This window comes from Pseudonocardia kujensis, assembly GCF_021283305.1.
Lineage (GTDB): Bacteria > Actinomycetota > Actinomycetes > Mycobacteriales > Pseudonocardiaceae > Pseudonocardia > Pseudonocardia kujensis.
The window spans coordinates 1-20,647 of the sequence record NZ_JAJSOK010000087.1 but is presented as its reverse complement, the minus strand read 5'-3'; the positions used below and the strand labels follow the sequence as shown (position 1 = coordinate 20,647).

24 protein-coding genes and 1 tRNA gene are annotated in these 20,647 nt (G+C 75.3%); 7 read left to right on the top strand and 18 right to left on the bottom strand.

Annotation, left to right across the window (positions count from 1 at the left end; translation table 11 throughout):
- Nucleotides 1-6: 6 nt before the first annotated feature.
- The 7 genes from LWC35_RS34970 to LWC35_RS34940 all read right to left on the bottom strand — a co-directional run bounded on the left by LWC35_RS34970 (nt 7) and on the right by LWC35_RS34940 (nt 3,925).
- Nucleotides 7-369 carry an STAS domain-containing protein gene (locus LWC35_RS34970; RefSeq protein WP_232874789.1) on the bottom strand — a complete coding sequence of 121 codons (363 nt, stop codon included), beginning with the start codon at nt 367-369 and terminating at the stop codon, nt 7-9.
- A gap of 122 nt (nt 370-491) precedes the next feature.
- A complete protein-coding gene (locus tag LWC35_RS34965; protein WP_232874788.1) occupies nt 492-794 on the bottom strand; it encodes a hypothetical protein in 303 nt (100 codons plus the stop codon).
- A 70-nt stretch (nt 795-864) separates the two neighbouring features.
- A complete protein-coding gene (locus tag LWC35_RS39930; protein WP_269805323.1) occupies nt 865-1,560 on the bottom strand; it encodes a hypothetical protein in 696 nt (231 codons plus the stop codon).
- Between the two features lie 100 nt (nt 1,561-1,660).
- On the bottom strand, nt 1,661-1,876 hold the full coding sequence (locus LWC35_RS34955) for a hypothetical protein (protein WP_232874787.1): 216 nt from the start codon (nt 1,874-1,876) through the stop codon (nt 1,661-1,663).
- A gap of 91 nt (nt 1,877-1,967) precedes the next feature.
- The gene (locus LWC35_RS34950; RefSeq protein ID WP_232874786.1) at nt 1,968-2,969 is read right to left on the bottom strand and encodes a MerR family transcriptional regulator; all 1,002 of its coding nucleotides are present in this window, start codon (nt 2,967-2,969) and stop codon (nt 1,968-1,970) included.
- On the bottom strand, nt 2,956-3,642 hold the full coding sequence (locus LWC35_RS34945) for a HEAT repeat domain-containing protein (RefSeq protein WP_308194738.1): 687 nt from the start codon (nt 3,640-3,642) through the stop codon (nt 2,956-2,958). Before LWC35_RS34945 ends, LWC35_RS34950 begins: the two co-directional genes overlap by 14 nt.
- Nucleotides 3,643-3,852: 210 nt before the next feature.
- A tRNA-Asn gene (locus LWC35_RS34940) sits at nt 3,853-3,925 on the bottom strand.
- Between the two features lie 162 nt (nt 3,926-4,087).
- Here LWC35_RS34940 and LWC35_RS34935 point away from each other — a divergent pair.
- Nucleotides 4,088-4,294, top strand: a complete 207-nt coding sequence (locus LWC35_RS34935) for a hypothetical protein (RefSeq protein WP_232874785.1) — start codon at nt 4,088-4,090, stop codon at nt 4,292-4,294.
- Nucleotides 4,295-4,392: 98 nt separating this feature from the next.
- A complete protein-coding gene (locus LWC35_RS34930) occupies nt 4,393-5,061 on the top strand; it encodes an AAA family ATPase (RefSeq protein WP_232874784.1) in 669 nt (222 codons plus the stop codon).
- Here the strand turns inward: LWC35_RS34930 and LWC35_RS34925 are convergent.
- Complete coding sequence (locus LWC35_RS34925; protein ID WP_232874783.1) at nt 5,046-6,053, bottom strand: GlxA family transcriptional regulator; 1,008 nt, start codon at nt 6,051-6,053, stop codon at nt 5,046-5,048. The genes LWC35_RS34930 and LWC35_RS34925 overlap by 16 nt on opposite strands.
- 43 nt (nt 6,054-6,096) lie before the next feature.
- On the opposite strand from LWC35_RS34925, the gene LWC35_RS34920 reads away from it, so the two are divergent.
- Nucleotides 6,097-6,888: an NAD(P)H-dependent oxidoreductase gene (locus tag LWC35_RS34920; protein WP_232874782.1), complete on the top strand. Its 792-nt coding sequence runs from the start codon at nt 6,097-6,099 to the stop codon at nt 6,886-6,888.
- 509 nt (nt 6,889-7,397) lie between these two features.
- Here LWC35_RS34920 and LWC35_RS34915 read toward each other — a convergent pair.
- The 7 genes from LWC35_RS34915 to LWC35_RS34885 form a co-directional block, all read right to left on the bottom strand.
- Nucleotides 7,398-8,156 carry a trans-aconitate 2-methyltransferase gene (locus LWC35_RS34915; protein WP_232874781.1) on the bottom strand — a complete coding sequence of 253 codons (759 nt, stop codon included), beginning with the start codon at nt 8,154-8,156 and terminating at the stop codon, nt 7,398-7,400.
- Between the two features lie 50 nt (nt 8,157-8,206).
- Nucleotides 8,207-8,656 (bottom strand): hypothetical protein, encoded by a 450-nt coding sequence (locus LWC35_RS34910; RefSeq protein WP_232874780.1) that lies wholly within the window; start codon nt 8,654-8,656, stop codon nt 8,207-8,209.
- Nucleotides 8,657-8,726: 70 nt separating this feature from the next.
- A complete protein-coding gene (dnaG, locus tag LWC35_RS34905; RefSeq protein ID WP_232874779.1) occupies nt 8,727-10,592 on the bottom strand; it encodes a DNA primase in 1,866 nt (621 codons plus the stop codon).
- 1,312 nt (nt 10,593-11,904) lie between these two features.
- A complete protein-coding gene (locus LWC35_RS34900) occupies nt 11,905-12,342 on the bottom strand; it encodes a hypothetical protein (protein ID WP_232874778.1) in 438 nt (145 codons plus the stop codon).
- Nucleotides 12,343-12,413: 71 nt separating this feature from the next.
- Nucleotides 12,414-12,785 (bottom strand): hypothetical protein, encoded by a 372-nt coding sequence (locus LWC35_RS34895; protein ID WP_232874777.1) that lies wholly within the window; start codon nt 12,783-12,785, stop codon nt 12,414-12,416.
- A 62-nt stretch (nt 12,786-12,847) separates the two neighbouring features.
- Nucleotides 12,848-13,594 carry an SDR family oxidoreductase gene (locus tag LWC35_RS34890; protein ID WP_232874776.1) on the bottom strand — a complete coding sequence of 249 codons (747 nt, stop codon included), beginning with the start codon at nt 13,592-13,594 and terminating at the stop codon, nt 12,848-12,850.
- A 15-nt stretch (nt 13,595-13,609) separates the two neighbouring features.
- Nucleotides 13,610-14,530 (bottom strand): RNA polymerase sigma-70 factor, encoded by a 921-nt coding sequence (locus LWC35_RS34885; protein ID WP_232874775.1) that lies wholly within the window; start codon nt 14,528-14,530, stop codon nt 13,610-13,612.
- A 75-nt stretch (nt 14,531-14,605) separates the two neighbouring features.
- Here LWC35_RS34885 and LWC35_RS34880 point away from each other — a divergent pair, with 75 nt between their 5' ends.
- The 4 genes from LWC35_RS34880 to LWC35_RS34865 all read left to right on the top strand — a co-directional run bounded on the left by LWC35_RS34880 (nt 14,606) and on the right by LWC35_RS34865 (nt 18,049).
- The gene (locus LWC35_RS34880; RefSeq protein WP_232874774.1) at nt 14,606-15,682 is read left to right on the top strand and encodes a serine hydrolase domain-containing protein; all 1,077 of its coding nucleotides are present in this window, start codon (nt 14,606-14,608) and stop codon (nt 15,680-15,682) included.
- A 4-nt stretch (nt 15,683-15,686) separates the two neighbouring features.
- Nucleotides 15,687-16,565 (top strand): RNA polymerase sigma factor SigJ, encoded by an 879-nt coding sequence (sigJ, locus tag LWC35_RS34875; RefSeq protein ID WP_232874773.1) that lies wholly within the window; start codon nt 15,687-15,689, stop codon nt 16,563-16,565.
- A gap of 73 nt (nt 16,566-16,638) precedes the next feature.
- Nucleotides 16,639-17,373 carry an HNH endonuclease family protein gene (locus tag LWC35_RS34870; RefSeq protein WP_232874772.1) on the top strand — a complete coding sequence of 245 codons (735 nt, stop codon included), beginning with the start codon at nt 16,639-16,641 and terminating at the stop codon, nt 17,371-17,373.
- A 109-nt stretch (nt 17,374-17,482) separates the two neighbouring features.
- Nucleotides 17,483-18,049 carry a DUF732 domain-containing protein gene (locus LWC35_RS34865; protein ID WP_232874771.1) on the top strand — a complete coding sequence of 189 codons (567 nt, stop codon included), beginning with the start codon at nt 17,483-17,485 and terminating at the stop codon, nt 18,047-18,049.
- Here LWC35_RS34865 and LWC35_RS34860 read toward each other — a convergent pair.
- From LWC35_RS34860 to LWC35_RS34850, 3 genes are all read right to left on the bottom strand, one after another.
- Nucleotides 18,031-18,621 carry a carboxymuconolactone decarboxylase family protein gene (locus tag LWC35_RS34860; protein WP_232874770.1) on the bottom strand — a complete coding sequence of 197 codons (591 nt, stop codon included), beginning with the start codon at nt 18,619-18,621 and terminating at the stop codon, nt 18,031-18,033. The two genes, LWC35_RS34865 and LWC35_RS34860, sit on opposite strands and share 19 nt — an antisense overlap.
- Nucleotides 18,622-18,691: 70 nt before the next feature.
- On the bottom strand, nt 18,692-20,005 hold the full coding sequence (locus LWC35_RS34855) for a deoxyguanosinetriphosphate triphosphohydrolase (RefSeq protein WP_232874769.1): 1,314 nt from the start codon (nt 20,003-20,005) through the stop codon (nt 18,692-18,694).
- A gap of 11 nt (nt 20,006-20,016) precedes the next feature.
- Nucleotides 20,017-20,634: a YdcF family protein gene (locus LWC35_RS34850; RefSeq protein ID WP_232874799.1), complete on the bottom strand. Its 618-nt coding sequence runs from the start codon at nt 20,632-20,634 to the stop codon at nt 20,017-20,019.
- Nucleotides 20,635-20,647: the final 13 nt, after the last annotated feature.

The following is a 20,647-nucleotide window of genomic DNA, read 5'->3' as shown; positions in this document are numbered from 1 at the left end:
GCCGGCTCAGCGGACCGCGCCGGCCTCCGCCAGCGAGCCGACGATGTCGAACCCGTCGATCAGGGCGAGCACCCGCCGCAGCGAGCCCGCGTCCGGTGCCACCACCAGCTGCAGGGGGTGGCCGCCCGCGGCCAGCCGCATCCGCAGCCCCGTCAGGCAGCGCACCCCGCAGGCGGCAAGGAATCCGACCCCGGTCAGGTCGACGACCACGCCCTCGACCCCGGGGTCCGCGGCGACCCGCGTCACCACGACCTCGAGCTCGAGGCAGTTGGCCAGGTCGATCTCGCCCGCCAACGCCACCACGGCGACCGGGGCGCGCTGCACCGTCAGCAGCAGGCCCCCCGGCAACGACGTCTCCCACGCTTCCACGGCGCTCCCCACCCACTCGCGCCCGCCGTGGCCTCCGGTGCGGTCCGGCAAGGGGAGTGAGTGTCGCCCCGGAACGGACATCCCGCAACGGCCATCCGGCCCCCGGTCCGCCGACCGGGCCGTCAGGTCGACGGCGTGTCGGTCGCGTCCTCCGGTTGCCCGTACCTCGCCCAGCGCAGGGCCTCCTCGCGCTCGTGGCGTGCCGATTCACGAGCATGCTCGGCCAGGCCGCGGAGCCGGGAGGCGTCGGCCGGGCGCACCTCGGCCGTCTGGTCCAACGTCGACGCCACCGAGTCCTCGACGCTCGCGCGCTGCTCGGCGAGCGCCGCCACCTGCGCCGCCACGCGTTCCCCCTCGGCCCGCAGCCGGTCCGTCTGCCGTCTCAGCGAGGCGACCCGGTCTCCCTGTCCGTCGTCACCGCTCATCGCAACCTCCTCCGCACCTCCGAGGGCGCCCGATCGCACGAACCCGGGTACCTCCGCAGCCGCCGGTCACTCAGTCCGGGCGGGCCTTCGACCGCGGCCGCGTGCGGGCCAGCACGTCCTGGCTCCGCGCGATCTGCTCCTCGCTGCCCCGCACGGCCCGGGCCACCACGGTCGCCGCCTCGACCGTCCCGTCGCGGGCCGCCACGCTCCGGCGCCGCGTGCTCTGGGCCTCCGCCCGGGAGCCCACCTGCTCCCGCTCGACCGCCGCCTGTTCCCGGTCGGCCGCTGCGCCCTCCCGGTCCCCGGCGGAATACAGGCGGTCCCGCGCGGCGGCGGAGCGGTCCAGGGCCGACGCCCGCCGGTCCCCCGCCGCCTCCTGCCACCGGAACTCGCCCTGGGCGACCAGAGCGATCGCCTCGTCGAGAAGGACGTCGACCGCGTCCCGGTCGCGACGCCAGGCCGCGGCGTGCTCGGCCGCACCCGCAGGGTCGTTGCCGGCGTCGCACCGCCGCTCCGCGCGGGCCAGCCGGTCCATCGACTCCAGGAGGTTGCGGCGGATCTCCCACAGGCGGGTGAGCACGCCCTGCACCTGACCTGCCGTCCGGACGTCGCGGGTGCAGGCGTGGCCGTCCCTCAGGTCGGCCTTGGCGTCGCGCTCGTGGGAGGCATGGTCCCGCAGCTCGGCGGCGTCGTCCCGGGCGCACGCCCGCACGTCCCGTCGGTCGGCGGCCGGCCGCGGGTCCCTGGAGCCGTTCCATCCGCCCATCGCGACCAGCTCCTCACACGCCACGAGGTGCGGCGGTGCCGGTGACGACGGTACGGGGTCGGAGGTCCCGGAGCACCCCTGCGCAGGTCCCGGAATCCGGTCAGTCGTCGACCAGCGGGAGCTTGAACATCAGATGGCGGATCTCCGACGCCGGCCGCAACATGGGCGGGTAGCGCATCTCCGCCTGCACCCAGGCGATGATGTCCCGGGCCCGTCGGCGGCTGTTCGCGGTTCCCGACACGACGAAGCCGTCCTCGTCGACGACGGTCCACGTCCACTCGCGGGCGCCGGTCCGCCTGGTCACCGTCAGCTGCACCGAGCCACCGTACGCACCCGGACCGACGGTCCGTGCGGCACCCACCGGTCACGCGGGACGGACGCGCTCCACGAACGGCCCGCAGCGCCCGTCAGTCGTCGGAGCGTCGTTCCCGGAGGAGGAACGAGGCGGTGAGCGCCACGCCGGGGTCGGGGTCGTCGACGAGGCCGGTCAGCACGGCGTGCGCCCGCGGGCCGGGGACGTCGGCGAGTGCGGCCGCCAGGCGCCGACGGGCCGTGCCGGTGGCGCTCGCGAGTGCGCCCGCGAGCCCGTCGGCGATCTCGTCCGCCAGGCCGTGCCGGGTCGCGAGCCCACCGAGGGCATCCGCCGCCTCCACGTCGTCGCGTCCCTCGACGACGAGGGCGACGAGCGCGGGAACGCTGTCCGCCCCACCGCGGGCGGCACGCACGAGCGCGGCGCGACCGCTCACCACCGGGTCGGGATGTCGGAACGCGTCGGCGAGGACTTCGGAGGCGCGCGCCGAGCCGATCTTCACCAGTGCGGCCAGCGCGCGGTGTCGCCGCTCGGCGACCGGCGAGTCCAGGGCCTCCGCCAGGACCGGGACCGCGCCGTCCCCGGTCCGCGCGAGGGCCCAGTCGAGCGCCCCGGCGACATGGGGGTCGGACTCCCCGAGCGCCGCCTCGGCGAGCGGGACGGCATCGCGACCCGCCTCGCCGATGAGCGAGAGGGCGAAGCGCTGACGCGCCGAAGGGTCACCGGCTTCGAGCCCCCGCATCAGGCCGATGGTGCGCAGCACGTCGGACCACGCCTCGGGGTCGCTCGCCCGGACCTGGTCGAGTCGGCGCAGCAGCTCCTCCTCCCGGGCGAGGCGGTCGCGCGTGCGGGCGACGAGCTGCTCGACCATCGCGGCCGGGCTGAACGAGAGGTCGGCGAGCACCTCCGCGATGTCCTGCAGGCTCAGCCCCAACGAGCGGAGGCCCTCCACCTGGAACAGGCGACGGACGTCCTCCTCCGAGTACTGCCGGTACCCGCCGTGCGTGCGCCCGGTCGGCGACACGAGCCCGATGGAGTCGTAGTGGCGCAGCATCCGGGCGCTGATCCCGGACTGCCTGGCGACCTCACCGATCAGCATCCGCTCGCTCCTCGCCGAGCGGCGCCCCGAGCAGCGCGACGATCCGGCGTGCGTCCGCGATCGCGGCCTCGAATCCCTCGTCGGGCTGCTGCACGAGCCGCTTCGTGGCGATCGCGTGCGCGCGCACGCCCGCGTCGCCGGCGGTCGTCGCGCGCTCGACGACGGGCAGGACCGCGACTCCGAGGGCGACGAAGGCGCGGCTGAGGCTCCGCTGCACCTCGCCGTCACCCCGGCCGAACTGCGTGGCGAGCGTCTCGGCGAGACCGGTCTCGCGGCCCTCCGGGACGAGCCCGGCCGCGGTGCGCCATGCCGCGCGGGCGACCTCGTCGTCCTCGTCCGTCAGGAGCGCGGTGGTGATCGCGGGCCACGTGCGCGCGTCGCCGATCTTCGAGAGCGTGTGCAGGGCCTGGCTCCGGGCCTGCGGGACGTCCGACCCGAGCTCGTCCAGCACCCGCTCCACCGTGACCGCGGGGTCGTGCCGGGTGAGCGCCCAGGTCAGCATGTCGCGCACGAAGAAGTCGGGCTCGACCGCGCACCGCTCGACCAGCACCGCGACGTATGCCGGATCCGGGTGCATCCCGGCCGTGAGAGCCGCGTGCAGCCGCATCGACGCGGCAGGCCCCCACAGGGCGGACCTCAACCCGGGGCCGGTCCCTTCGAGCATTCCGGTCATCTCGACCACCTCCGCCCACGATCCAAGACCTTGACACGATGTGAAGGTCAAGCTCGCTCGCGCTCGGCGGGTCAGCGCGGCTCGTCGCCTCGCTCCGGCGCCTCGTTGCGGTGGGCCGGTGCCGGGCCGCGGACCGTGCCGACCACGGCGGCGAAAGGGAGGGCGTGATCGATCCTGCAGGCCGAATCAGGCCTGTGAGCTGGGGAGAAGCTCCTCCGACTGGACTCGAACCAGTAACCCTGCGATTAACAGTCGCATGCTCTGCCAATTGAGCTACGGAGGACCGCCGGTCCGCGAGCGGCGACCCGCTCGCTGACAGGGGAAACCCTACAACACGGGTCCCGGGCCCCTCGGCACCCCCCTCCCCCGCCCTGGGCGAGCCGTCGGCCGGGGTGCTGGGGCAGGATGGGGACCCCGATCACGACCGTCCCGCCGTGGAGGCGACATGCTGAAGTTCCTGCTGGGTGCCGCGGTCGGCTACGTGCTGGGCGCGAAGGCCGGTCACGAGCGCTACGAACAGCTGCACCGCACCTACCAGCGCGTGGCCGACCATCCCGCGGTCCAGGGCGCCGCAGGCGTGGTGCGCGCCCGTGTCGAGGACGTCGTGAAGGGCGGCTCGCACGACTCCGGCTCGAACGGGCCGGCGCGCTGAGCCGAGCCCGTCCCCCGCGCGGGGCGGGGCTGTACCTGCGGCGCGTCGAGATCGACGAACCCGAGGCGGGCTGGGACCGCTATCCGTACGCGCTGCCCGTGGTCGCCGCCCTGCGCGGGCGGCGGTTGGAGTTCGGCCCGGGCGTCACGTTCCTGGTGGGCGAGAACGGGTCCGGCAAGTCGACGCTGGTCGAGGCGATCGCCGTCGCGGCCGGGTTCAACGCCGAGGGCGGCTCGCGGAACTTCGCGTTCGCCACCCGGGCGAGCGAGTCCGCGCTGGGCGGCTCGCTGCGGATCGGGCGGGCGCCGGGCAAGGAGCGCTCGTCGTTCTTCCTGCGCGCCGAGTCGTACTACAACGTCGCCACGGAGCTCGAGCGGCTCGACGCCGAGCCGGGCGGTGCGCCGCTGCTGCCGGCCTACGGCGGCGTCTCGCCGCACGAGCGCTCGCACGGCCAGTCCTTCCTCGACCTGCTCACCCACCGCTTCCGCCCGCGGGGGCTCTACCTGCTCGACGAGCCCGAAGCAGCCCTGTCCACGAACGGCCAGCTCGCGGCGCTCGCGCGCATCCAGGACCTGACCGTCCAGGGCTCGCAGTTCCTCGTCGCCACCCACTCGCCGATCCTGCTGGCCCTGCCGGGCGCCCGGATCCTCGAGATCGGCGACGACGGCGGTCTGCGCACCGTCTCCTACGACGACGCCCTGCCCGTCCGCACCACCCGTGACTTCCTCGCCGACCCCGACCGGACCCTGCGTCACCTGCTCGGCTGATCCGGCCCGCTGCGGAAGGTCCGCCGGTACGCCGTCGGTGAGACGCCGAGCTCGGCCTGCAGGTGCAGCCGCATCGACCCGGCCGTGCCGAACCCGGCCTGCTGCGCGACGTCGTCGACCGACAGGTCGCTCTCCTCCAGCAGGGTGCAGGCCCGCTCGACGCGCTGCCGGGTGAGCCACTGGCCCGGTGAGGTGCCCATCTCGTCGCGGAAGCGGCGGGTGAAGGTGCGGGTGCTGGTGGACTCGCGCGCCGCCAGCTCCCGCAGCGTGACCGGCCGGTGGAGGTTCTCCAGCGCCCACGTCCGCGCCCGGGCCGTCGACGACACCGCGGGCTCGGGCACGGGGCGGCGCAGGTACTGGGCCTGCCCGCCGTCGCGGTGCGGCGGGACGACGGTGCCGCGCGCGACCTCGTTGGCCACCGCGGCGCCGTGGTCGGTGCGGATCATGTGCAGGCAGAGGTCGATGCCGGCGGCCTCGCCCGCCGACGTCAGCACGCCGTCGGACTCGGTGTAGAGGACGTCGGGATCGAGGTCGACCTCGGGGTACAGCTCGCGGAACCGGGCGGCGCACCTCCAGTGCGTGGTGGCCGGGCGCCCGTCGAGCAGCCCGGCCGCGGCCAGCACGAACGAGCCCGTGCAGATCGACGCGATCCGCGTGCCGGGCCGGATCCGGGCGAGCGCCCCGGCGAGTCCCGGGGGCGGCGGCGCCGGCGCGTAGTCGAGGTCCGACGCCGGGACGATCACGGTGTCGGCCGTGTCGAGCACCTCCGGCCCGTGCTCGACGAGGACGGGGAAATCGGCGTCGGTGCGGACCGGGCCGGGCACGAGCGCGCAGGTCAGGACCTCGTAGAGCGGCCGGTCGGCGGCGTCGCGGGCCTGCCCGAACAGCCGGTGGACGATGCCGAGCTCCATCGGCAGGAGCCCGTCCCGCACGAGAACCGCCACCCGGTGCCGTTCGGTCGCCATGGCCCGATCCTCGCACATGCTGTCCATCGGGCCACTGGTTCGCGCGGCCGGCCGTCCGCAGGATCGAGACATGGACGTTCTGTGGGTGGTCGCGCATCCGGAGCCGCGCTCGTTGACCGGCGTGCTGGCGGCGGAGGGCCGGGCCGCGCTGGAGGAGCAGGGGCACGAGGTCGCGGTGTCCGACCTGTACGCGATGCGCTGGAACCCGGTGCTGACCAGGCTGGACTACGGGCTCGACGGCGAGGAGCGGCTGGTGGTCTCCGCAGCCGCGCGGCGGGCGTTCGACGCCGGGACCCTGCCGCCGGAGGTGCGGGCCGAGCAGGACAAGCTGCGCCGGGCGGACGCGCTGGTGCTGCAGTTCCCGCTGTGGTGGTTCGGGATGCCCGCCATCCTCAAGGGCTGGGTGGACCGGGTGTTCGTCGACGGGTTCGCCTACGGGGTGCGCGGCCCGGACGGGCGCACGCGCCGCTACGGCGACGGGGTGCTCGCGGGCAAGCGAGCCCTCGTCGTCACGACGACAGGAGGCCCGGACCCGGTGTTCGGGTCGCGCGGGATCAACGGGCACGCCGAGGAGCTGCTGTTCCCGCTGTTGCACGGCACGCTCTTCTACGCCGGGGCCACCGTGCTGCCACCGCTGCTGGTCCCCGGGGCCGATCGGTTCACCGAGGCGGACGGTGCCCGGGCGGTCGCGGCGCTGCGCGAGCGGTTGACGGGCCTCCGGACGGACGCGCCGCTCCCCTTCCGCCCGCAGCACGGTGGCGACTACGACGAGCACCTCGTCCTGCGCCCGCACCTCGCGCCCGGACGGACGGGGCTGGCGGTGCACACCGCCGACGCCCCCGAGGTCCGTGCGGCGGGTTGACCGGCGAGCGGACCCGGCGGCTCGCCCGCGAGGGCGGACACCACGGCGTCCGGGCCCAGCCGCCGCGCCCGCCCGCGCAGCCGGCCGAGCTCGCGCGCGACGTGACCGGCCGGCCCGCCGTCCGCCACCCCGATCCGGGGGCCGCGAGCCCGCAGGCCCCCGCGCCCGTCCCGATGTCCGCGTCGACCAGGTCGCCGATCGGCGCCGCGATCCGGACGACGACGTCCCGCGGTGCGGCCCCACGTCGCGCAGGGCCGCGGGCAGCTCGTCGCGATCGTCACGCCCGTCCCTCCACCGGTCGAGCGGTCGGGTCGCGCTGCCGCCCCGGTCGCGGGCGTCGCGCCCGTTCCCGAGGGACCGGGGGGCGGGCCGACCTCCCCCGGCCGATGCCCGGAGGGTGACCGGACGGAGATCACCTCAGCAGGGTTCGCGCACGGACGCGGAGGGTGCGGCCCGTGGTCTGGCCGCACCCGGGACCGAGGTGAGAGGCGCAGCGTTCACCGCGGAGTTCAGGGCTTGCGTGCGACCGCGAAGAGCCGGCGGAAGGGGAACCAGGTGGACCCGTCGGCCGAGGCCGGGTAGGCCGCCCGGAGGCGCGGCGCGAGCCGCGCCTCGAACCGGGCGTAGTCCTCCGCCCCCAGCGCGTCGCGCACGGGGCGCAGAGCGGTGCCGCTGATCCAGCGCAGCACCGGGTCGTCACCGGTGAGCCGCTGCAGGTAGGTCGTCTCCCAGACATCGGCGATCGCGCCCGTCGCGGCCAGGAGCTCGGCGTACTCCGCCGGCTCGGCCACCGCGGCCTCGCTGCGCAGCACGATCGGCTGCTCCCACTCCGCGGCCAGCTCGCGCACCAGGGCGTGCGAGGGGGCGGAGAAGTTGCCCGGGACCTGCATCGCGAAGGTCGCGCCGTCCGGCAGCGCCGCGATCCAGCGCGGGATCAGCTCGGTGTGGGTGGGCACCCATTGCAGCACCGCGTTGGTGACCACGAGGTCCGTGTCCGGGGCGGGGGTCCAGTCCTCGGCGGCCTGCAACCGGGCGTCGACGCCGGCGGCGCGGGCCGCCTCGACCATGTCCGGCGAGGAGTCGAGGGCCTCGACGACGGCGCCCGGCCACCGTGCGGCCAGCACCGGGGTGAGGTGCCCCGGCCCGCAGCCGAGGTCGACGACCCGGCGCGGGCCGGTGGTGCGCACCCGGGCCAGCAGGTCGTGGAACGGCCGGGAGCGGTGGTCGTCGAAGTCGAGGTAGAGGGCGGGGTCCCAGGTGGTCGCCATGCGGTCCTCGCAGGTCGGCGGGCGTCGAGAAGAGTCGGACGCGGTGTCGCTCAGGGGTCGGGGTGGATCTGGCGGATCGTGCCGTCCCGCCCCGGGACGCGGCGTTCGAGCACCCAGGCCGCACGCCCGTCCGGCATGGTCGCGCGTTCGCGGGAGGCGATCGAGCCGGTGACGCGCTGGTGCACGGCCTGCGGCACCTTGCCGGGCTCGCCGAGCGGGAAGCGCCGCGGCGGCCCGTCGTGCAGCAGGAACGCCTTGCCGAGGTCCTCCTGCGTGGCCACGACGAAGGTCATCGCGCCCTCGGCCCAGGCCGCCTTGCTGACCAGGTGCCAGCCGACCCGCTCCGGTTCGCCGGGGAACCACACCCCCCGGTTGGTGACGACGAGGTGTCCCCCGCGCACGACGTCCGCCGTCGCGACCACGTGCTCTTCCGCCTCGAGCTCGCCGGCGAACCCCTCCGGGAGTTCCTCCTTGCCGAGCAGCCGCGCCAGGATTCGCATTATGGTTCCATAATGTCGGAAAAGGACGCGAAAATTCGCATTATGGTTCCATAGTGCGTCTTCGGGGGCGTCATCGGTGGGCTCCGGACGCCTGCTCGCGCAGCGCGATCTTGTACTGCTCGAGCGGGACGAGGTCGCCGAAGAGCTCGTTGTAGAGCTCCGGGTCCTCGGTCGGGTTGGTGCGCTGCAGCCGGGACTTGACCTCGGCGATCTGGGCCTCGACCAGCGCGAGCTTCACGCCCGCGAGCACGCTGCCCACGTAGCGGGCCTCGTCGCCGAGCTTGCGCGGCAGCTCCAGCGGCTCCACGGCCAGCTCGCTGAGCAGCTTGCGCTCCTCGGGGCCGCACTCCGCCGTGACCGCCTCGATCCACGCCGGACCCTCGATGCCCGCACACACTCCGCCGGCTTTCTGGACGGCGACATGCACCGCGGCGAACGCCGGATGGGTGAAGACCTGCTCGGGCAGCTCGTCGTAGGCAGGGCCGGCCACGGCCGGGATCTGCAGGGCCGACTTGAGCGCCTCGCGCTGCAGGTGCAGGCGCGGGTCGTCCCGGCGCGGCGCCGCGACCGGTTCCGGACGGCGACCGCGCGGGCGCTCGGGGGCGACCCCGGCCTCCTCGCGCACCCGCCGCACGACCATGGCGATGTCGTCCCAGCTGGTCCAGCCGGCCAGCCTGCGCGCGTACTCGTCCCGCAGGTCCTCGCGCTTGATCCGCGCGACGAGCGGGACGGTCCGCTGCAGCGCCGCGACCCGGCCCTCGGCGGTGTCGAGGTCGTGCTCGGCGAGGATCGAGCGGATCGCGAACTCGAACAGCGGCTCGCGGCGGGCGACCAGGTCGCGGACCGCGGCGTCGCCGTGCGCCTGGCGGAGCTCGCACGGGTCCTGCCCGTCCGGCGCGATGCAGACGAAGGTCTGCGCGGCGAAGGACTGGTCGCCGTCGAACGCCTTGAGCGCGGCCGCCTGGCCCGCCGCGTCGCCGTCGAAGGTGTAGATGACCTCGCCGCGGTCGAAGGAGTCGTCGCCCAGGAGCCGGCGCAGCACGGTGATGTGCTCGGAGCCGAAGGCGGTGCCGCAGGAGGCGACGGCGGTGGGGACGCCGGCGAGGTGCATCGCCATGACGTCCGTGTAGCCCTCGACCACCACGACCTGCCGGCGCTTGGCGATCTCGCGCTTGGCCAGATCCAGGCCGAACAGCACGTGGGTCTTGCGGTAGACCGGCGTGTCGCTGGTGTTGAGGTACTTGGCCTCGATGCCGTCGTCGTCGAACAGGCGCCGGGCCCCGAAGCCCACGACGTCGCCGCCCAGGTCCCGGATCGGCCAGACCAGCCGGCGGTGGAAGCGGTCGATGTGCCCGCGGCGCCCCGGCTTCGACAGCCCTGCCCGCTCCAGCTCGTCGAGCGAGAAGCCCTGGGAGAGCAGGTGCTTGGTGAGCTTGTCCCAGCCCGCGGGGGCGTAGCCGCAGCCGAACTGCTCGGCGGCGTTCGCGCCGAACCCGCGCGTGGTGAGGAACTGCATCGCGGTGGCGCCCTCGGGCGTGCGCAGCTGGGCCGCGTAGAACTCCGCGGCCTTCTTGTTCGCCTCGAGCAGCCGGGTGCGGGTGCCGCGGTCCCGCTGGACGCTCGAGCCGCCGCCCTCGTAGGTGAGCCGCACGCCCACCTTGTCCGCCAGCCGCTCGACCGCCTCGACGAAGCCGATGTGCTCCATCTTCATGACGAAGTCGATCGCGCTGCCGCCCTCGCCGCAGCCGAAGCAGTGGAACGTGCCGTGGGTGGGCCGGACGTTGAACGACGGCGTCTTCTCGTCGTGGAAGGGGCACAACCCCTTGAGCGAACCCGCGCCGGCCCGGCGGAGCGCGACGTACTCGCCGACGACCTCCTCGATCCGGGTGCGGTCGCGGACCTCCGCGATGTCGCTGTCCCGGATCCGGCCTGCCACGGCCCCGAGTCTAGGCGCGCCCGCGCCCCGCGGTCCCGCCGGTCGCCGGACGGGCGCGGAGAGCCGCGGCGCAGGTCGGTCGACGCGCGGTCTCGCGCCCCGCCCAGCCGAGCGCCGATGGCTGGGTGAGCCGGCCAAGATCACTGATCGTGGAGGGAGGAGGTCGAAAAAAGTCTCTCCGCGTCTACTGGCGACGATCCTGGTCGGGGCGGTGGAGGGCTGGCGGGCGGAGGGCTGGCGGGCGGAGGACTGCCGGGCGGAGGGCTGGCGACCGGAGGGCTGCCGGCAGAGGAGTGCCGGCAGAGGACTCCCGGCAGAGAACTGCCGGCGGAGAACTGCCGGCAGAGGACTCCCGGCGGAGAACTGCCGGCGGAGGCCTGCCGGCGGAGGCCTGCCGGGGAGATGACTGCGGGGCAGGGGGCCTGCGGGCAGAGGGCTGCGGGCAGAGGGCTGCGGGCCTCCTGACCCGGATCCGGGATCACGGCAATGCAGTCACGCCTCGGATCGCCCCGCGCCGAAGAACCGCCGCGAGTCGTCACCGTCCCGCCTCGCCCACCGAGACCGGGCAGCGACCCGAGGCAAGATCACCGCTTCTGGGCGGAAGGCGACGATCCAGACCTCTCAGCCGCGAGATCGTCATCCGCGGACGCGGAGCGACGATTTTCCTCCCGCACCGCCACAAGATCGTCCCTCTTGGACCTGGAGCGACGATTTCCGACCCTCTGCGTCCACGAGTCGTGATCATGGGCAGTGGCGGCGCTCTGATCGCCCGCGCCGGGGAACAGCCGCGAGTCGCCACGATCCCGCCTCGCTCACCGAGGCCGGGCAGCGGCCCGAGGCAAGATCATTGCTTTCGGACGTGGAGCGACGATTCCTGCTCTCTCGGCCGCAAGATCGTCGCTCCTGAGCGCTGAGCGCGAAGCGACGATGTCCACCCGCTCCGCCCGCAAGATCGTCGCTCCAGGGCGCGGAGCGACGATGTCCACCCGCTCAGCCCACAGGATCACCCCTCTTGGGCGCGAAGCGACGATTTTCACCCGCTCAGCCCGCAAGATCGTCGCCCCTGGGCGCGAAGCGACGACTCCCACCCGCCCCGCCCACAAGATCGTCCCTCTTGGACGCCGAGCGACGATTTCCGACCCTCTGCATCCACGAGTCGTGATCATGGGCTGGGCGGCGGCGCTCCGATCGCCCCGCGCCGACGACGAGCCGCGAGACGCCACCATCACGCCTCGCCACCGGGGCCGGGTGGCGACCGCGACAAGATCATCGCTCCTGGACGCCAGTTGCGCGGTCGGGAGTGAGCGCGAGGTCAGCTGAAGCGGGAGACCCGGCGCTGCAGCGGGATGACCGGGGCGAGGGCGGTGCGCTGGATCGGCAGGCCGATCTCCCGCGCCGCGCCCCGGACCGTCAGCGTGCGCCGGCCCTGCTCGGGCGCCGCGGCCGGCTCGGCCGGCTCGGCGTCGACGGGCCCGGCCTGCGCGGGGACCTCCACCCCTGCCGACGTGTTCCCGCTCCCCTGCACCGGCACGTCCGCCCGCGGTGCCGACCCCTCCGGCGACGCCGCGACGGACCCGACGGCAGGGCCGACCGGCAGGCTGCCCACCGCGCCACCGGGGAGTCGCCGCCTGCGCGGGCCGACCAGGTCGACCAGGAGCGGCGCGCCGGCGACCAGGAGCAGCACGGCGATCGCGGCGGCGGCACCGAGCGCGGTCAGCGTGTCGGCGAGGGGCCCGGCGGAGAAGCTCATGCCCTACGAATCTGCCCGGAGAAGCTGAGCGTTACATCAGTCGGACGTAAGAGGACGCGAACAATGCTCCGTCATTCGGGCGAGTGCACGACACGCCGTCGCGACACGCCCACGCAGAGTGCCGCGACGAGGACCGCCACCCCCACCCCGAGCTGCAGCGCGAACCCGACCGTCTGGGCCGCGGCGTCCCCGGTCGGGAACCCGTGCAGGTGGAGGCTGTGGAACACGGCGGGCGGCACCGGCGCGAGGAGGAACGCCAGCAGCACGACGACGGTGACGCGCCGTTCCGGCTGCAGCGCCGCCCCGACCAGGGCGACGGTGAGGACGAGGCTCAGGGCCCCGACGTCGCGCACCAGGTGCTGGTCGTACGGCGGCAGCAGTGACACCCACGGATACCCGGGCGTCGGGAACCCCGCCGCGGCGCACAGCGCCCACGCGCCCACGAAGAGTCGGTGAACGCGAGGTGTCACAGTCCGGCGCGAACCGCCGGCCGCCACGGCCGGCCTCACCCCGCCACCCCCGCGGACCGGAGGTACTGCTCGAAGGTGATCGTGCCGTCGGCGTGCTCCGGCACGAGGTTCGCCCCGCCCCGCACCGCGGCGGCCAGGTTTCCGGGCACCGGGAGGCTCACGACGCGACGGCGCCGGTCGCGGGCGGCGAGCCAGGCCCGGGCGAGGTCGTCGAACGCCCGCACCTGCGGCCCGCCGAGGTCCGCGACCCGGCCGGCGGGCCGGGCCGCGGCCAGGGCGGCGAGCCGCTCGGCGACGTCCCGCACGTCGACCGGCTGGAACGCCACCCCGCGCGGCACCGGCAGGACCCCCGGCACCCGGCCGAGCACGCCCAGCATCCCGGCGACGAGGTCGTGGAACTGCGTGGCCCGCAGGATCGTGTGGGGCAGGCCCGAGTCGGCGAGCAGCCGCTCCACGGCCAGCTTCTGCCGGTAGTAGCCGAGCGGGATGCGGTCGATCCCGACGATCGACACGTACACGAGGTGCGGCGCGCCGTGCCGGCGCGCCGCCTCGACCAGCCGCGCCGAGGTCTCGGCGTCCTTGCGCCCCGTCGCGCAGTGCACCACCACGTCGCAGCCGCGCAGGGCGGCGTCGATCCCCTCGCCCGTCGCGAGGTCGCCGACCACATGTCCGTGCCCCGGCCTGCGGCTGAGCACCCGCGTCGGGCGCCCGTCCGCCCGCAGCCGCTCGACCAGGACCCTGCCGAGGGTGCCCGTCCCCCCGGTGACCAGCGTGTCCGCCATGTCGGACTCCTTCCGTCAGGAGGGGTGACCGGGCAGCGCCTCCGAACGTGACAGCTGCCCCGCGAGGAAGGCGAGCTTGTCCGGGTTCCGCACGAACCGCAGCCCCGTGACCTGTGCTCCCGACCGCGCGATCGCCAGCACGGTGGTGAGCTCCCCGGCCCGCAGGGCGAGCACCGCGGGCTCCCCGTTCACCTGGGCGACCCGCCCCTCCACGCCGGCGGTGAACTTCGCGAACACCCCCGCCAGGAACCGGGCCACCTCGGCGCGGCCGCGCACCGGGCGCCGGGCGGCGCCGACCCGGCCGCCGCCGTCCGACCACGCGACGACGTCGGCCGCCAGCAGGGCCTCCAGCTCGGCGATCTCGCCGTCCCGGGCGGCGGCGAGGAACCGCTCGACGAGCGCGCCCCACGCCGCCGGGTCGGCCTCGGGCGGGTCGGCGGGCGTCTCGGCGAGGTGCCGCCGGGCGCGCGTGTGGAGCTGGCGCGAGTGCGCCTCGCCGATCGCGAGGATCGCCGCGACCTCGGCGTGCGTGTGCCCGAAGGCCTCGCGCAGCACGTAGACCGCACGCTCGAGCGGGGTCAGCCGCTCCAGCGTGACCAGCAGTGCGAGCGACACCGACTCGCGCTGCGCCGCGGTCTCCGCCGGTCCGACGGCGGGGTCGGTCGTGAGGATCGGCTCCGGCAGCCAGGGCCCGACGTAGGTCTCGCGGCGGGCCCGCGCGGAGGTCAGCCTGGTCAGGCAGAGCCGGGTCAGCGCCGTCGTCAGCCAGGCCCCGGGGCTCGCGACGACGGAGTGGTCGACGCCCGACCACCGCAGCCAGGCGTCCTGGAGCGCGTCCTCGGCGTCCTGCGCCGAGCCGAGCAGGCGGTAGGCCAGCCCGAACAGGCGCGGCCGGTGATCCTCGAAGGCCGCCACCGGATCCGTCGCCGTGCTCATGTCGAGAGAGACTGCCATCGCTCCGACCGATGACCGACGGCAGCAGCGCCGGTCCACACCCGGAGGGGAGTCGACATGACCGACGTGCAGGAGATCGTGGCGGAGAAGGCGGCGGAGCTGGTGCGGTCCGGCGGCGAGCGGGGCCTGCAGGTCGCCGCGTACCTCGACGGGCGACCGGTGGTCGACGTGGCCGCGGGCGTCGCGGACCCCGCCACGGGCCGGCCGGTCGAGCCCGGGACGCTCTTCTCCAACTGGTCGATCGGCAAGGGCGCCACCGCGACGCTCGTCCACCGCCTGGTCGACGACGGCACGTTGACCGACGACACCCGCGTCGCCGAGGTGTGGCCGGAGTTCGCCGCCCACGGCAAGGACGCGGTCACCGTGCGGCAGGCGCTCGACCACAGCGCCGGTGTCCCCAGCCTGCCCGCCGGCGTGACGGTCGACGACGTCTGCGACTGGTCCCGCATGGTCGCCGCGCTGGAGCAGGCGGAGCCGTGGTGGGAACCGGGCACCGCCGTCGGCTACCACGCCTACACCTTCGGGTTCCTCAACGGCGAGATCGCCCGCCGGGCGAGCGGCCGCGAGCTCGCCGACCTGCTCGGGGACCTGACGACGGCGATCGGGTTCCCCGGCGAGATCCGCTTCGGCACGGCCGACACCGCCGCCCTGGCCGTGCTCGAGGACGCCCCGATGCCCGGCACGGGCGACTTCACGCTGTCCGAGGACATGCTCCGGGCCGTCCCGTTGGCCCTGTTGCCCACCGCCGCGCTCGGCGCCGACCCGCGGATCCTCGCCGCGGACATCCCGGCCTGGGCCACGGTGTCCGCCCGGGCCCTCGCCCGGATGTACGCGGGCTGGCTCGACGGCACCGTCGTCTCCCGCGACCGGGCCCCGGCCGCGTACACCGAGTCGTCGTCGGGGACGGACCGGGTCTACGGCAACCCGAGCCGGTGGGGCCTCGGGTTCGGCCTGGGACTGCCGTGGGACCAGGAGGGCGCGCCGCGGGTGTTCGGCATGGCCGGGGCCGGCGGGAGCTGGGCGGGGGCGGACCCGGACCGCGGCGTGGCCGTGGCCGTCACGCGGAACGTGATGAGCAGGGACTTCGAGACCGTCCGGGTACTGGTCACGGCGGTGCTCGACGCGGTCCGATAGCCGGGTGGACTTCGAGGAGCTGCGGCCGCACCTGCTGCGCGTCGGGTACCGGATCACCGGCAGCCTGGCCGACGCCGAGGACGCCGTGCAGGAGGCCTGGCTGCGCTGGTCCGCCCACGAGGCGGAGGTGCGTGACCCCCGGGCCTGGCTGACGACCGTCGTCGGTCGCATCTGCCTGGACCGGCTGACCTCGGCCGCCGCGCGGCGCGAGAGCTACGTCGGGCCGTGGCTGCCCGAGCCGCTCGTCACCGCACCCGACGACGAGGGCCCGCTCGCCGCCGTCGTCCGCGGGGAGGACGTACGGCTGGCCGCCCTGCTGCTCCTCGAGCGCCTGAGCCCGGCCCAGCGGGTCGCGCTGGTGCTGCACGACGCGCTGGGCGAGGCCCACGCGGAGATCGCCGCAGTGCTGGGCTGCAGCGAGGCCGCCGCACGTCAGCACGCCGCGCGTGCCCGGCGGATCGTCGCCGCGGAGGGCGCGCTCCCGCCCCGCGCACCGGCGGCGGCCGAGGAGAAGGTACTGGCCGCCTTCGCGGACGCGCTCGCCCGCGCCGACCGGGAGGCGCTGCTCGGGGTGCTGCACCCGGACGTCGTCCTGACCAGCGACGGCGGCGGCGCGGTGCGGACGGCGCTGCGGCCGGTCGTCGGGGCGGAGTCGATGGTCCGGCTGCTGGCCGGCCTCCTGCGTCAGTACGGCGCCGATCTCCACCCCGCCGGCTGGATCCCGGTGCGGGTCAACGGCGAGCCCGGCTTCGCCACCCCCGGCTCGGCGCGCGTGGCGGCCTCCGCGACGGCGATCACGGTCGTCCTCGACGAGGTGGGCGAGCCCCGCATCGCGGCGGCCCGCCAGGTGATGAACCCGGCGAAGCTGCGCGTGTGGTGGTGACACGTGTCGAGGTGACGCAGTCGTCACGGCGTGTCACCGTGGCGCCACGGCGGCGGGACGGCAGGATCGTCCGGTGCACGGCGCCCGGATCCTCACCGCAGTCCTTCTCGTCCTCCTGACGGCGTCGGGGTGTGCCACCCTCGCCGACCGGTACACGCCCATCGCCGCTCCGGCCGCCCCGGCCGCGGCCCCCACCGGCACCGCCGCACAGGCCCTCGAGAAGCTCGCCGTGAAGGGCCGGGCCCCCAAGACCGGGTACGCCCGCGACCAGTTCGGACCGAGCTGGTCCGACGTCGACCGCAACGGCTGCGACCAGCGCAACGACGTCCTCGCCCGGGACATGACCGGCGAGACGTTCAAGCCCGGCACGCACGACTGCATCGTCCTCACGGGCACGCTCGCCGACCCGTACACCGGGAAGACGATCTCCTTCACCCGCGGCCAGGGCACCAGCGAGGCCGTGCAGATCGACCATGTCGTCGCCCTGTCCGACGCCTGGCAGAAGGGCGCGCAGCAGCTCGACGCGGACACCCGCAAGCGGCTCGGGAACGACCCGCTCAACCTCCTCGCCGTCGACGGGCCGACCAACAACCGCAAGAGCGACGGCGACGCCGCGACCTGGCTCCCGCCGAACCGCGCCTTCCGCTGCGACTACGTCGCCCGGCAGGTCGCGGTGAAGACCAAGTACGCGCTGTGGGTCACCCAGGCCGAGCACGACACCATCGCCGGTATCCTCGCCGGGTGCCCCGGTGAGCCGATCCCGGTGGACGACACCGTTCCCGGCGCGGTTCACTCCTCCGGGGCGTAAGGCCCGGCCCCCGGAAGGCGATGAACCGGGGGACGGGGTTTCACGGCAGTCGGGGGGAACGATGGCCGGGCACGAGAACGGGCACACGGTGCCGCGACAGCGTGGACCGGTGGGCACGCCGTGGGGCCCGCCCGTGGTGCCCACAGGCCCCCCGCGTCACGCCGGCGCACCCCGGCACGCCGCGGCGCAGGTTCCCGCGCCGCGCGACCCGTCCGCCGGCCGGCGCTCCGCCCCGTCCGCCCCGTCCGGCCCGCCGCCCGGCTACGGGGTGCCGGGGTACGGACCGCAGCCCTACACCCCGCCGCTCCCGCCCGCGCCGTCCTCCCGCGTGCCGCGGTGGGTGCTGCCCGCCGCGCTGGTCGCCGTGATCCTCGGGGCCGGCGCCGCGATCGGCGGGATCTCCGCGGCCGCCCTCGCGACCGGCACCGGCGAGACCACGACCGTCGCCGCCGGCACCGGGGACGGCGCCTTCCTGGCCGCGGTGTCCACCCGGCCCGCGCTGGCCGAGGTCCCCCCGGAGACGCTGATCGAGGTCGGCCACGGCGTCTGCTCCTCGCTCGAGGGCGGGGCGAGCCGCGGCGACCTGGTCGCCGCGGCCGTCTCGGCGGGCTTCGGCACCCGGGACGCGCAGGTCCTGGTCGACGCCGCCCGCACCAGCTACTGCCCGGAGACCTGAGCCGCCCGCGGTTCACCGAGCCGCACGCGGCAGGCCGCGTCGAAGCCCTGGTCCACGATGCCGAGCGCGTGGTTCACCCGCGCCCGCTGGTTCTCGACGCCGATCGCCTGGGTCAGCTCCAGCAGCCCGGCCCGGCCGAACTCCCGCTCCAGCTCGGCGACCTGGGCGTCCGTGACGGCGGGCGGGGTGGCGGTCATCGCGTCGGCGTAGGCCACCGCGAGCCGCTCGGCCGGGCTGTAGAGCGGGTCGGTGGCATGGTCGTCGATGCGGCTCAGCCGGTCGACGTCCAGCCCGTCGAGCCGCTGCAGCATGGTGCCGAAGTCCACGCACCACGAGCAGCCGACGACCGTCGCCGTCCGGTACACCGCCAGCTCCCGTACCCGCGCCGGCAGCACCCGCGCCGCGCGCTCGTGGGCCAGCTCGCTCACCAGCCCGGACCAGAACAGCCCGCGGTGGTGCCGGGCCACCGCGAACGGCTCCGGCACCGCGCCGAACCTGCGGCGCGCCAGGCGGTAGACCAGCCGGCCGAGCACACCGGCCTCGGCCTCGGGAACGGCGGGGATGCGTGCCATGTCGTCCTCCTCGGGTCGGGTACCGGGGAGACGCCGTCGCGGCGACGTCCGTGACGCGCTGTGGCTCAGGTCACTCGGCGGTTCGGCACAGGCGCCGGTGCCAGGCGATCGCACCCGCGTCGGTCAGCACCGCCACCTGGTCGACGACGACGCGCAACCGGGCGGCGTCGCCGCCGGCCGCGGCCCACTCCCCCGCCCGGACCGGGTCGAGACTCTCCGGCGCCCCGGCGAGCAGGGCCGCGCCCAGCTCCTTCAGCATCTCGCGCTGGCGGGCCTGCATGCGGAGCCGCTCCGGGTCGCTCATCACGTACCGCAGCGCAACCGCCTTGAGCAGCGCCACCTCCGCCGCCGCCTCGGGCGGGACCACCAGGTCCGCGGTGTAGCGGAGGACCGGACCGTCGCCGTGGGCGTCGAGCGTGGCGTCCGTGGCGGCCCGCACGAACCGCCCGACGAGCTCACTGGTCAGCCGCTTGAGCGCGACGTGGGCGACGGCGGGCGCGGTCGCGGTGTCGAAGCCCTTCACGGCTTCGACGACGGGGAGCCGGGCCAGCTCGGCGGCCGCGACCTCGCAGGCGGCCGGGTCGGCGCCGAAGTGCGTGCCGGCCAGCAGCGCGAGCACGGCGCGCTCCTCCGGGGCGGCGAGCGCCGCCAGGTCGATCCGGCCGGAGAGGATCCCGTCCTCGACGTCGTGGACGGAGTAGGCGACGTCGTCCGACCAGTCCATGACCTGGGCCTCGACGCAGCGCACGTCGCCCGGTGCACCTTCGCGCACCCAGTCGAACACCGCGCCGTCCTCGGCGTAGGCGCCGAACTTGCGCTCCCCGCCGCGGCGCCGCCAGGGGTACTTGCAGCTGGCGTCGAGGGTCGCGCGGGTGAGGTTGAGGCCGCCGGGGTGCTCGCCGGCCTCGTCCACGACGGCGACCTTCGGTTCGAGCCGGGTGAGGATCCGGAGCGTCTGGGCGTTGCCCTCGAACCCGCCGCAGGCCGCGCCGAACTCGTCGAGCGCGCGTTCGCCGTTGTGCCCGAAGGGCGGGTGCCCGATGTCGTGGGCGAGCCCGGCCGTGTCGACGACGTCCGGGTCGCAGCCGAGCTCCTCGGCGATCCCGCGGCCGATCTGCGCGACCTCCAGCGAGTGGGTCAGCCGGGTCCGCGGGATGCCGGTGATCTCGGCGGCCTCCCCCGGCCCCACGACCTGCGTCTTCCCGGCGAGCCGGCGCAGCGCCGCGGAGTGCAGCACCCGGGCGCGGTCCCGGGAGAACGGCGAGCGCTTCTCGGCGCGATGGTGCTCGCCGAGCCCGGACCCCTTGGGCGGCTCGGGGAGCAGGCGGGCGCGGTCGTGGTCGTCGTACCCGTTGCGGGCGGGCACCGGGACCGTCGCGGTCATGGTCGCCGCCCTCAGCCGAGCCCGGTGCTCTCGGTCTCGGCCGAGGCGTGGGTGAGCCGGTAGTAGAGCAGGGCGGCGGTCTCGCGGAGGATGTAGCGCGCCTGCGTCTCCCGGGTCTGGACCACGGGCCCGCTGCGCGTCGGCGAGGTCCAGGCCTCCAGCCCGGAGTCCCGGGCCATCGTGCGGGCCCGCAACGAGTGCCAGGGGTCGCTCACGATCAGGGCGCTGCGCCAGCCGTCCTGGCCCGCCCGCGCCGCGACGGCCTTGAGGCTCCCCAGCGTGTCGGCGCCCTCGGCGAGGGTGGTGATGGCGCTCGCGGGCACGCCGTTGCGCTCCAGGTACCGCGTGCCGGCCTCGGCCTCGGTGTACTCGTCGCCCGCGCGGTTGCCGCCCACGGTGACGATGCGCGGCGCCAGGCCCTCCTCGTACAGCGCCGCGGCGTGCCGCAGCCGCGCGGCGAGGATCGGGCTCGGCTCGCCGTCGTACTGCGCCGCCCCGAGGACGACGACGGCGTCGACCGGCCGGTCCCCGTCCACCCGCGCGGTCTGCCAGACCCGGAACATCGTGCCGCCCAGGATGATCGCGGCCGTGAGCACCGTGCCGACCACCAGGCGGGCGGCCCAGGTCAGCCCGGTGCGGGGG